Source organism: Streptomyces malaysiense (assembly GCF_000980885.2).
In the GTDB taxonomy this organism is placed as follows: Bacteria; Actinomycetota; Actinomycetes; order Streptomycetales; family Streptomycetaceae; genus Streptomyces; species Streptomyces malaysiense.
This window is the reverse complement of record NZ_LBDA02000090.1, coordinates 104,721-115,953: the sequence shown is the minus strand read 5'-3', so window position 1 is coordinate 115,953 and position 11,233 is coordinate 104,721. Positions and strand designations below refer to the sequence as shown.

Annotated in this window: 9 protein-coding genes and 1 pseudogene; 8 read left to right on the top strand and 2 right to left on the bottom strand. The window is 72.4% G+C overall.

Annotated features, from left to right (window positions below):
- Positions 1–447: pseudogene (locus tag VT52_RS38495) on the bottom strand (hypothetical protein); the annotation flags it as partial.
- Between the two features lie 398 nt (positions 448–845).
- Between VT52_RS38495 and VT52_RS31140 the strand changes: the two are divergent.
- A complete protein-coding gene (locus VT52_RS31140; protein WP_046424719.1) occupies positions 846–1,658 on the top strand; it encodes an SAM-dependent methyltransferase in 813 nt (270 codons plus the stop codon).
- Positions 1,655–3,796: a putative bifunctional diguanylate cyclase/phosphodiesterase gene (locus tag VT52_RS31135; protein ID WP_046424721.1), complete on the top strand. Its 2,142-nt coding sequence runs from the start codon at positions 1,655–1,657 to the stop codon at positions 3,794–3,796. The genes VT52_RS31140 and VT52_RS31135 overlap by 4 nt, the downstream gene beginning before the upstream one ends.
- 48 nt (positions 3,797–3,844) lie before the next feature.
- On the opposite strand, the gene VT52_RS31130 is transcribed toward VT52_RS31135, so the two are convergent.
- Positions 3,845–4,729, bottom strand: a complete 885-nt coding sequence (locus VT52_RS31130) for a LysR family transcriptional regulator (protein WP_046424723.1) — start codon at positions 4,727–4,729, stop codon at positions 3,845–3,847.
- A gap of 120 nt (positions 4,730–4,849) precedes the next feature.
- Between VT52_RS31130 and VT52_RS31125 the strand changes: the two genes are divergently transcribed.
- The 6 genes from VT52_RS31125 (at position 4,850) to VT52_RS31100 (ending at position 11,225) form a co-directional block, all read left to right on the top strand.
- Positions 4,850–5,521, top strand: coding sequence for a succinate dehydrogenase (locus VT52_RS31125; RefSeq protein WP_046424724.1), 672 nt, complete (start codon positions 4,850–4,852; stop codon positions 5,519–5,521).
- A gap of 1 nt (position 5,522) precedes the next feature.
- Positions 5,523–7,472: a fumarate reductase/succinate dehydrogenase flavoprotein subunit gene (locus VT52_RS31120; protein ID WP_046424727.1), complete on the top strand. Its 1,950-nt coding sequence runs from the start codon at positions 5,523–5,525 to the stop codon at positions 7,470–7,472.
- Positions 7,469–8,218, top strand: a complete 750-nt coding sequence (locus VT52_RS31115; RefSeq protein ID WP_046424729.1) for a succinate dehydrogenase/fumarate reductase iron-sulfur subunit — start codon at positions 7,469–7,471, stop codon at positions 8,216–8,218. The genes VT52_RS31120 and VT52_RS31115 overlap by 4 nt, the downstream gene beginning before the upstream one ends.
- A 108-nt stretch (positions 8,219–8,326) precedes the next feature.
- A complete protein-coding gene (locus VT52_RS31110) occupies positions 8,327–9,361 on the top strand; it encodes a hypothetical protein (RefSeq protein WP_046424730.1) in 1,035 nt (344 codons plus the stop codon).
- Between the two features lie 215 nt (positions 9,362–9,576).
- Entirely contained in the window at positions 9,577–10,347 is a 771-nt protein-coding gene (locus VT52_RS31105) for a GNAT family N-acetyltransferase (RefSeq protein WP_046424731.1), read from the top strand.
- The gene (locus VT52_RS31100; RefSeq protein WP_079175387.1) at positions 10,347–11,225 is read left to right on the top strand and encodes a lysophospholipid acyltransferase family protein; all 879 of its coding nucleotides are present in this window, start codon (positions 10,347–10,349) and stop codon (positions 11,223–11,225) included. Before VT52_RS31105 ends, VT52_RS31100 begins: the two co-directional genes overlap by 1 nt.
- Positions 11,226–11,233: the final 8 nt, after the last annotated feature.

The window sequence follows — 11,233 nt, the reverse complement described above, 5'->3', positions numbered from 1 at the left end:
GGTGGGTGTGGGGGTCGGCGTCGGTGGCGGCGTGGGCGGGCACGTCGGCGGTGGCGGCGGCGGTGGGCAGTGCCGGTGCGGCGGCCGGTGGCGGTGGCGGGGCGGCGTCGGCCGGTGGTGACGCCCGCCGGGGAGGAGCACCGAGGCGCCCCCCGCGGAGACCGGGGCGCCGCCCGCCGAGAGCGCCGGGGCGTCCGCGGCGGCCGGGTCGGTGGCCGCGAAGGCCCAGGCACCGCCCGCGAAGGAGGAGGTGCCACCCCCCGAGGCCGAGACCGTGACATCGCCCGCCGAGGCCACCGCCACCGTGCCGTCCGGCCCCGTGGAGGCGTACGCGCAGGCGTCGGCCGACGCATGTCCGACCGGGCAGCCCGTCAGTGCGCAGGCCAGCGCCAGCAGGGCCAACACCCTTGGGGTGGGCGCGCGTCGGGTCAGGTGGAGTCCATGCACCCGGAGATCATGGAACGCGCGCGGCGGCCGTGATCCGGACTACGGCGGTATTGGTCCGAAGGAGGGATAAAGCCGATCAGTGGTTTGACGATCAGATGAGTCCGACATGGCCGAAAAAGCACCTCAGTTCGACCTTCGAGCCGGGCGGGGACGCCACCGGCTCGTCAAACGAAGGCCCCCGCCGGGCGTCACCCGTCCCGATGGCACGCGGTGGACGGCGGTCGACGCGGCCTTCTCCCCCGGAAGGTCACCGAGCGGGGTCGCTCGGGCACTTCCCGCAGGCAGTGACCGGGAACGGATGGTCAATTTCCGGTTCGGGTCGCTCCTTTGGCGGGCGATCAGTAGCCTCAGCTCGAACACCGGATCGCCTACGTCCACGTCCCCGCCTTGGAGAGATAATGGAGCGTCCCGCCTGGGCCCCACGCAGCATCGACATCTCGGTGCCGAGCGTCTCGCGCATCTACGACTACTACCTGGGCGGTTCACACAATTTCGAGGTCGACCGGGCGGCCGCCCGCAAGGCCATGGACTTCATGCCGGGGCTGCCCAAGACGATGCAGGCCAACCGGGCTTTCCTGCGCCGGGCCGTGCGCTTCGCAGGCCAGGAGGGCATCACCCAGTTCCTGGACATCGGCTCCGGCATCCCCACCTACGGCAACGTCCACGAGATAGCCCAGGCCGCCGTCCCCGGCGCGCATGTCGTCTACGTCGACCACGACCCGGTCGCCGTCGCGCACAGCCAGGCCGTGCTCGCGGGCAACGACACCGCCGACGTGGCCGCGGCCGACCTGCGCAAGCCGCAGGAGATCCTCGCCAGCCCCGAGGTGCGGCGGCTGATCGACCTGAACCGGCCAGTCGCCCTCCTCCTCGTTGCCATACTGCACTTCGTGGAAGACGCGGACGACCCCTACGGGGCGGTGGCCGAGCTGCGCGATGCGCTCGCACCCGGCAGCATGCTGATCCTCACCCATGCCTCGTACGAGGGAATCCCCGTGTCCGCGGAGCGGGCCGAGGGCGCGGTGGACGTATACAAGGACATTCGCAACCCGCTGATCATGCGCTCGCGCGACGAGGTCGCGCGGTTCTTCGAGGGGTACGACATGGTGGAACCCGGACTGGTGCCGATGCCGCTCTGGCGCCCGGAATCCGCGCCGGAGGACGAGGATCCGTTCGCCTTCGCCGGATACGCCGGCGTGGGGCGTACGGCGTGAGCGCGGAACCGGACGGGCCGGAGGACAGACTGCGCCGGCTGACGACGATCTGGAGCCGGGCGCTGTACCCGGTGACCTCCACGTCGCTCACCCGTGCCGAGTTCGAGGAGCAACTCCTGCCGCTCGTCCGCCGGTTGAGCGAGTCGCTGCGGGCCCGCAGCTTCGACGCGGAGGTGGCGAAGGCGGTCGGCGCGGCCCTGGTCGAGGCGCACTGCACCGACCCCGAGGCGCTCTCGCGCACCCTGGACTGCGTGGACGCCTACCTGGTGCTCTACTGCGGCGGCGACGGCCCGCAGGACGAACTGCGCATGCGTTCCTCGCGGTTGCAGCACGCGATGGCCGCGGGCTACGCGCGGGCGTTGCGCGAGCGGACCCTCGCCGAGCAAGAGGCCATCGCGCAGGCCGCGTTGCGCGCCCAGGGCGTGGTCGCGCAGGCGCTGCACGCGAGCGAGGCCCGGTTCCGCGCGGTCTTCGAGGGCGCCGCCATAGGGATCGGCATCGCCGACCTCGACGGCCGCATCCTCCAGGTCAACGAGGCGCTGCTGCGCATGTTCGGGGTCACCCAGCAGTCGCTGCGCGGCCGTCTGGTGCAGGACTGGACCCACCCCGACGACGCCCCCCAGACCTGGCGGCTCTACGACGAACTGGTCCGCGGCGACCGCGAGCACTACCACCTGGAGAAGGCCTTCAACCGGCCCGACGGCACGGTGCTCTGGACCAATCTGACGGTCTCGCTGCTGCGCGACGCCGACGGCAGACCGCAGTACCAGCTCGCGCTCATGGAGGACACCACCGAGCGCCGGCTGCTCAACCTGCGGCTGCGGTACGAGGCGACCCACGACGCGCTCACCGGTCTGCCCAACCGCACGCTGTTCTTCGAGCGGTTGGAGAAGGTCCTCGCCAGCGGGGACGGCCAGCGCTTCGGGCTGTGCTACCTCGATCTGGACGGCTTCAAGACCGTCAACGACAGCCTCGGCCACGCGGCCGGCGACCGGCTCCTGGTGGAGGTGGCCGACCGCCTCCAGTCCTGCGCGACCGCGCCCGGTGAGATGGTCGCCCGGCTCGGCGGCGACGAGTTCGTGGCGCTGACCACCGGACCCGGCACCGATCGCACCGTGGACGACCTGGCCGAGCGCATCATGAACGCGCTGGTCACCCCGGTCAGCGTCGACGGCCGGGACCTGCTGGTGCGCGGCAGCCTCGGCATCGTGGAGGGCCCGGCGGGCGAGCGTACGGCCGCCGAGGTGCTGCGCAGCGCGGACATCACCATGTACCGGGCCAAGTCGGCGGGCGGCAACCGCTCCGAGCTGGCCGACCCGGAGGCCGACGCCCGCGCGATCACCCGGCACGGCCTGACCACGGCCCTGCCCACCGCCCTGGAACGCGGCGAGTTCTTCATCGAGTACCAGCCGCTGGTGCACCTCGGCGACGGCAGCGTGCGTGGCGCGGAGGCGCTGGTGCGCTGGCTGCACCCGCAGCACGGCGTGCTCGGGCCCGACCGCTTCATCCCGCTCGCCGAGCACACCGGGCTGATCGTCCCGCTCGGCCGCTGGGTCCTGGAGGAGTCGATCCGGCAGGCCCGCGCCTGGCGGGAGCGGCACGGCGGCCGGGACGCGGGGCCGCTGCGGATCAACGTCAACCTGTCCCCGTGCCAGCTCAGCCACCCCGGCCTGGTCCAGGACACGGTGGACATCCTCGAACGCGCGGGCGTCACCCCCGACGCCCTGTGCCTGGAGGTCACCGAGTCCGCGCTCATCGGCGCCGACGACGACCTGCTCAAACCCCTTCGCAGGCTCGCCGAGATGGGCGTGGACATCGCCCTGGACGACTTCGGCACCGGCTACTCGAACCTGGCCAACCTGCGCCGCCTCCCGGTGAGCGTCCTCAAACTGGACCGCTCCTTCACCCAGGGCATGCAGCAGTTCCCCGCCGATCCCGTCGACCTGAAGATCGTCGAGGGCATCGTCACCCTCGCCCACAGCCTGGACCTCGCCGTCACCGTCGAGGGCGTGGAGACCGGCGCCCAGGCCGAACAACTCCGGGTGCTCGGCTGCGACACGGCCCAGGGCTGGTACTACGCGCGGCCGGGCCCACCGGAGCGGCTCCACGACCTGGCGCTGGCGGACGCGAAGGGCTGAGTGGGGGAGCGGCCGGGGGGCGGACGCGCTTTCGCGCAAAACGCCCCCTCACCGTTCCATCAGCATCCGCTGAAGCTCCCGCGCGGCCCTCGGCGGAGCCACGTCACTGCGATGCGCCAACGCGATCACCCGGTGCAACCCAGGCCGCGCCAACGGGGTGACCCGCAGACCCAGTCCCGTCCGCGTCGCCACCATCCGGGGGACGACCGCCACCCCCAGCCCCGCCCGCACGAACCCCAGCACCGCGTCCATCTCGCCCCCCTCGACCGCGAACTCCGGCTCGAACCCGGCGGAGCGACACGCCGCGACGGTCAGCTCCCGCAGGTCGTACCCGTGCCGGAACATCACCAGGCGCTCACGCTCCAGGTCGGCGACGTGCACGATCCGGCCGGCCCGCCCGGGTGCCGGTGCCTCCGGGGAGGAGACGACGACCAGGTCCTCGCGCAGCACCTCCTGCGTGGTCAGCGCGGGCGACGGCGTCGGCAGCGGCAGCACGATCAGCGCGAGGTCCAGCGCGCCCCGGGCCAGCTCCCGCACCAGGTCGTGGGAGCCGCCCTCCTCGATCATGAGCCGGATGCCCGGATAGCGGTCGTGGAAGGCGCGCAGCACATCCGGCAGCAGGCCCGTGCACAGGCTCGGCGTCGCACCGAGGCGCACCCGGCCGCGGCGCAGCTGCACCAGCTCCTGCACCTCGTGCCGGGCGGTGTCCGCGTCCGCGAGGATCCGCCGGGCCAGCGGCAGCAGGGCCTCGCCCGCGTCGGTGAGCGTGATGTTGCCCCGCGCGCGCAGGAACAGATCCGCGCCCAGCTCCCGCTCCAGCGCCTTGATCTGCTGCGACAGCGACGGCTGCGCCACATGCACCAGCTCGGCGGCATGGGTGAAGTGCCGGGTCTCGGCGACGGCCACGAAATACTGGAGCTGCTGGAGCTGCATACAGCAACGATAGCCCCAGCCTATGGAAACGAGCCGCACCATGTCTTGGACCGATCGGGATGTTCGGCCCTAGCGTGCTGTTCCATGGCACTGGCAACGCGGACGGGCCGACGGCCGTCCATGGCGCGCACGATGTGGGACTCCACCGTCGGCAAGAAGACGGTGATGGCCGTCAGCGGTCTGATCATGCTGCTCTACCTGGTGGTGCACATGATCGGAAACCTGAAGATCTACTTCGGGGCGGGCGAGTACAACCACTACGCCCACTGGCTGCGCACCATCGGCGAACCCTTCATGCACTACGAGTGGACGCTCTGGATCATCCGGGTCGTCCTCGTCGTCGCCGTGGCCGCCCACGCCACGTCCGCGTACCAGCTCAGCCGTCGCGACATCAAGGCACGGCCCAGCAAGTACGTCCACAGCAGGCCCAGGGCGAGCTACGCCACGCGCACCATGCGCTGGGGCGGGATCATCCTCGGCCTGTTCATCGTCTGGCACATCCTGGACCTGACCACCGGCACCGTGCACTCCGGCGGCTTCCAGCCCGGCCATCCGTACCAGAACGTCGTCGACACCTTCTCCACCTGGTACGGCGACGTGATCTACATCGTCGCGATGCTCGCGCTCGGCCTGCACGTCCGGCACGGCTTCTGGAGCGCGGCGCAGACCCTCGGCGTCGGCAGCCGCGCCCGCGACCGCGCCCTGAGGACCGCGGCCGACGTCCTCGCGCTGCTGCTCACGGCCGGCTTCATCGCCGTACCCGTGGGCGTCATGACCGGAGTGGTGAGCTGACATGAACGACTACGTGAACTACACGACCGGCGAACCCGTCGCCGACACCATGGCCCCCTCCGGCCCGATCCACGAGCGCTGGGACACCCGCCGCTTCGAGGCCAAGCTGGTCAACCCCGCCAACCGGCGGGGGCACACGGTCATCGTGGTCGGCACCGGCCTCGCCGGCGGCTCCGCCGGCGCCACCCTGGCCGAACAGGGCTACCACGTCGTCCAGTTCTGCTACCAGGACTCCCCGCGCCGCGCCCACTCCATCGCCGCGCAGGGCGGCATCAACGCGGCGAAGAACTACCGCAACGACGGCGACTCGGTCCACCGGCTGTTCTACGACACCGTCAAGGGCGGCGACTTCAGGGCCCGCGAGTCCAACGTCGCCCGGCTGGCGCAGATCTCGGTGGAGATCATCGACCAGTGCGTGGCCCAGGGCGTGCCCTTCGCCCGTGAGTACGGCGGCCTGCTCGACACCCGCTCCTTCGGCGGTGTCCAGGTCTCCCGCACCTTCTACGCCCGCGGCCAGACGGGCCAGCAGCTGCTCCTCGGCGCCTACCAGGCGCTGTCGCGGCAGATCGCCGCCGGGAACGTGGAGATGCACCCGCGCACCGAGATGCTGGACCTGGTCGTCGTGGACGGGCGGGCGCGCGGCATCGTGGCCCGGGACCTGGTCACGGGCCGTATCGACACGTACTTCGCGGACGCGGTCGTGCTGGCCTCCGGCGGCTACGGCAACGTCTTCTACCTGTCGACCAACGCCATGAACTCCAACGCGACCGCGATCTGGCGGGCGCACCGGCGCGGCGCCTGGTTCGCCAACCCCTGCTTCACGCAGATCCACCCGACGTGCATCCCGCGCACCGGCGACCACCAGTCCAAGCTCACCCTCATGAGCGAGTCGCTGCGCAACGACGGCCGGATCTGGGTGCCCATGGCCAAGGGCGACGACCGCCCCCCGAACCGGATCCCCGAGGACGAGCGCGACTACTACCTGGAGCGCCTCTACCCCTCCTTCGGCAACCTGGTGCCGCGCGACATCGCCTCCCGCGCCGCGAAGAACGTCTGCGACGAGGGCCGGGGGGTCGGCCCCGGCGGCCAGGGCGTCTACCTGGACTTCGCCGACGCGATCCGGCGGATGGGCCGGGCGGCCGTGGAGGCCAAGTACGGCAACCTCTTCGACATGTACCAGCGGATCACCGACGAGGATCCGTACGAGGTGCCGATGCGGATCTACCCGGCCGTGCACTACACGATGGGCGGACTGTGGGTCGACTACGACCTCCAGACCACCGTCCCGGGCCTGTTCGCGGTCGGCGAGGCCAACTTCTCCGACCACGGGGCGAACCGCCTCGGCGCCTCCGCCCTGATGCAGGGGCTGGCCGACGGCTACTTCGTGCTGCCGGCCACCGTCAACGACTACCTGGCCCGCCATCCCCACCAGGACCCGGTCACTCCCGAACACCCCGCCGTGCAGGAGGTGCTGGCGGAGACCGAGGACCGGCTGAACCTGCTGCTCGCCGTCGACGGCGACCGTACCCCGGACTCCTTCCACCGCGAACTCGGCGAGATCATGTGGGAGTTCTGCGGCATGGCCCGCACCGACGAGGGGCTGCGCAAGGCCCTGGATCGCATCCCGCGGATCCGAGAGGAGTTCTGGCGGCGCATCAAGGTCCCCGGCACCGGCGAGGAGTTCAACCAGTCGCTGGAGAAGGCCAACCGCGTCGTCGACTACCTCGAACTCGCCGAACTCATGTGCCTCGACGCGCTGCACCGCGCCGAGTCCTGCGGCGGCCACTTCCGCGAGGAGTCCCAGACCCCGGACGGCGAGGCCGCCCGCAGGGACGAGGAATTCGCCTACGCGGCCGCCTGGGAGTTCGCCGGTACGGGCTCCGCTCCCGTCCTGCACAAGGAAGACCTGGTCTTCGAGTACGTCCACCCCACCCAGCGGAGCTACGCATGAAGCTCACCCTGCGCGTCTGGCGGCAGAAGAACGCCGACGCCGACGGCACGATGTCCACCTACGAGGTGGACGGCATCTCGTCCGACATGTCCTTCCTGGAGATGCTGGACCTCCTCAACGAGCGGCTCATCCTCGCGGGCGAGGACCCGGTCGCCTTCGACCACGACTGCCGCGAGGGCATCTGCGGCGCCTGCTCCCTGGTGATCAACGGCGACGCGCACGGACCCGAGCGGACCACCACCTGCCAGCTGCACATGCGGTCCTTCGAGGACGGCGACACGATCGACGTCGAGCCGTGGCGGGCCGCCGCGTTCCCGGTGATCAAGGACCTCGTGGTGGACCGGTCCGCGTTCGACCGGATCATCCAGGCCGGCGGCTACGTCACCGCGCCCACCGGAGCCGCGCCCGAGGCGCATGCCACGCCGGTACCGAAGGCCGACGCCGACTTCGCGTTCGAGCACGCCGAGTGCATCGGGTGCGGGGCCTGCGTGGCGGCGTGCCCCAACGGCGCGGCGATGCTGTTCACCTCGGCCAAGATCAACCATCTGAACGTGCTGCCGCAGGGCGCGCCCGAGCGGGAGACCCGGGTGCTCGACATGGTGGCGCAGATGGACGACGAGGGCTTCGGGGGCTGCACACTGACGGGGGAGTGCGCCACGGCCTGTCCCAAGGGCATCCCGCTGATGTCCATCACCGGCATGAACCGGGAGTGGCTGCGGGCCACCCGGAAGGCGGGCAAGCGGTAGCGCCGCTCGCGCACAGGGTCGTTCGCCCACAGGGGCGGGCGGGCGGGGCCGGGAGTGTGGTGCTCACCCGGCCCCGTCTCGTGTTCCTCGTGCCGGTACCCTCCGTCCATGATCTTCGGAAACAAGGGGCGAGAGCGGTTTTGCGAAGCCGTCGCCGGGTTCGAGGCCGCCGTGCTGGAGCGTGACACCGCTCGCGCCGAGCACGAGTTCCAGCAGCTTCACCAGCACTTCCAGGGGGCGGGGGCGCAGGAGACCGCGCAGGCCGCCCCGCGCCTCGCCGCGCTTCTGCCCGAGATACCGCCCGGACCTCGTGGCACCGTGGCCGTGATCGTCGGCGCCTGCGTCGAGCGGGGCGCCGATCCGGCCGTCTGCGCGCCGCGCCTCCTGGACGGACTGGCCGGCACGCTCGCCGGCGTCCGGGAGTTCTGCGAGCGCTGGGCGGCGACCGGCGGTGGCGAACTGCCGGACCCGGAGGGCGAGCAGGACCCGGGCCTGTTCGACCGGGTCGGCCCCGAGGCCGCCCTGGCCTGGCTGACGCTGCCCCAGTGGGAGATGGCCGGCGTGGCCATGCTCAACCACGCGGCCGTGCGCACCGCGCTCGGCACCGATCGCCGCACCGCGCTGCTCACGGCACTGCGCGAGGTGCAGGAGGCGTCCGGACACGAGTTCAAGTGCCTGCACTACGCGCTGCTGGTCCTCGACGACGAGCCGCTGATCGTCCTGGACCGCCCCACCGGTACCGGCTTCGCGCTGCGGATGAGCGGACTCGGCGACAACTTCCAGCTGCACACCCTGCTCGCCGACGTGCTGATCGGCGGCGGTCACCTCCCCGGCCGGGCGCCCTCCGCCGAGGAGGCCGCCGTCTGCCGTGACCAGCCGGGCCAGGTGCACACCACCGGCTCCTTCAATCTGGTCAGCCCCACCGGGGAATGGGTGTGGAACGAGGGCACCCCCTCGGACATCCCCGTCGTGGACGGCACCCGGCTCCTCGTGCTGGACCCGCCGCCGTACCAGCGGAGCTGGCCCGCGGGCCGCTTCTTCCCGCACATGAGCGGCGACCTCGTCCTGGAACGCGCCCTCGCCCCCGAGGAGGCCGCACGGCTGCTCGCCGGCTGCGTGACCAAGGAGGCGCGCGGCGACTAGGGCCTCTCGCTCGGATCAGGCCGGGCTGATCCGGCCCGATCCAAACGAAAGACCCTAGCGGCCCGGCGTCCCCGGCCGTTCAGCATCCCCACATCCGCTCTCCCGGAACACGTCACGCGCCGGCCAACCGGCGTCGGAAGAACAGGAGCGGCGGGCCGTGGACCACCGGTCCGCCGCCGCTGCCGCCGACCCGGCCCCGTGACCAGGAGAGAGCCATGACCGGCGTTTCCACCCTCGACCGTCCCCCGGGGCCCTCGGCGCCCGCCCGCTACACCGTCGCGCTCGCCCGCGACGAGGACGACGTACGGGCCGCGCAGCGGCTGCGGCACGATGTCTTCGCCGGGGAGCTGGGCGCCGTACTCGCCACCCCGCGGCCGGGCCACGACATCGACGCCTTCGACGCCCACTGCGACCATCTGCTGGTCCGCGACACCGTGACCGGGCAGGTCGTCGGCACCTACCGGCTGCTGCCGCCCGAGCGGGCCGCGGCCGCCGGACGGCTGTACTGCGAGGGCGAGTTCACCATCGACGCGCTCGACACGCTCCGGCCGGGCCTGGTCGAGGTCGGCCGCTCCTGTGTGCACCCCGACCACCGCGACGGCGCGGTCATCGGCCTGATCTGGGCCGGTATAGCCCGCTACATGACCGATCGCGGCCACGAGTGGCTGGCCGGCTGCTGTTCCATACCGCTCGCCGACGGCGGCGCCCTCGCCACGGCCACCTGGGACCGGGTGCGCGACAAGCACCTGGCGCCCGAGGAGTTCCGGGTACGACCGCTCACACCCTGGACCCCGAACGCCGGGGCCCCCGCCGGACGCGCCGAACTGCCCGCCCTGCTGCGCGGCTACCTGCGCCTGGGCGCCTGGGTGTGCGGGGAGCCCGCGCACGACCGGGACTTCGGGGTCGCCGACCTTTACGTGCTGCTGTCGATGCGCCGGGTCAACCCGCGCTATCTGCGGCACTTCCTCTCCCTCCTGCCGGCCTGATGAGCGTCTGGCTGCCCAGCGCGCCCTGCACCCCCGACGCCTGCGTGGAAGCGGCGCCCGCCGCCGTCGCCGTACCCCGGGCCGTGCTGCGGCTGGCCGCCGTCGCCCTCCTGGTGCTGGCCGGGATCACCCTGTCCCCGCTCGGCCGCAGGATTCCCGCCGAGTGGATCGGGCGCTGGTGCCGGGCCGTCGTACGAGCCATCGGGGTACGGGCGCGCATCACCGGCGCGGTCGCGCCGGGCGGCGGGCTGCTGCTGGTCGCCAACCATGTGTCCTGGCTGGACATCCCCCTGCTCGGCGCCGTGCGGCCGGCCCGGATGCTCGGCAAGACGGAGATACGGCGCTGGCCGGTGGCGGGCGCGCTGGCGGCGCGGGGCGGGACCCTGTTCATCGAACGGGACCGGCTGCGCGCCCTGCCCGGCACGGTCGCGGTGATCGCCGACGCCCTGCGCACCGGCTCCGCCGTGGCCGCGTTCCCGGAGGGCAGCACCTGGTGCGGGCGTGCCCACGGCCGCTTCCACCGGGCCGTCTTCCAGGCGGCGCTGGACGCGGGCGTGCCCGTGCAGCCGGTCCGTCTGCGCTACCGGCTCCAGGACGGCGGCACCGGCACCGCCGCGGCCTTCGTCGGCGAGGACACCCTGGTCGCCTCCCTGTGGCGGGTGGCCCGCACCAGGGGCCTGCTCGCCGAGGTCGAGGTGCGGCCCCTGATCCCCGCCGACAGCCATCCGGACCGCCGCGCCCTCGCCACCGCGGCCCAGCCGACCGCCCCCGCCCCGGCCTGGACCCACGTGGCCCTGGTCGACGACCACCGCGTGGCCACCCGCGCCCCCGGGCGGACCCCGGCACCCGGCCGGGAGGGGACGACCCGGGCGGGATGAGCCGGCGC

Excerpts from the sequence above, each read along its gene's own strand:
- VT52_RS31140 (WP_046424719.1), top strand. The coding sequence starts at position 846 with ATGGAGCGTCCCGCCTGGGCCCCACGCAGCATCGACATCTCGGTGCCG.
- VT52_RS31130 (WP_046424723.1), bottom strand. The coding sequence starts at position 4,729 with ATGCAGCTCCAGCAGCTCCAGTATTTCGTGGCCGTCGCCGAGACCCGG.
- VT52_RS31125 (WP_046424724.1), top strand. The coding sequence starts at position 4,850 with ATGGCGCGCACGATGTGGGACTCCACCGTCGGCAAGAAGACGGTGATG.
- VT52_RS31120 (WP_046424727.1), top strand. The coding sequence starts at position 5,523 with ATGAACGACTACGTGAACTACACGACCGGCGAACCCGTCGCCGACACC.
- VT52_RS31115 (WP_046424729.1), top strand. The coding sequence starts at position 7,469 with ATGAAGCTCACCCTGCGCGTCTGGCGGCAGAAGAACGCCGACGCCGAC.
- VT52_RS31110 (WP_046424730.1), top strand. The coding sequence starts at position 8,327 with ATGATCTTCGGAAACAAGGGGCGAGAGCGGTTTTGCGAAGCCGTCGCC.
- VT52_RS31105 (WP_046424731.1), top strand. The coding sequence starts at position 9,577 with ATGACCGGCGTTTCCACCCTCGACCGTCCCCCGGGGCCCTCGGCGCCC.
- VT52_RS31100 (WP_079175387.1), top strand. The coding sequence starts at position 10,347 with ATGAGCGTCTGGCTGCCCAGCGCGCCCTGCACCCCCGACGCCTGCGTG.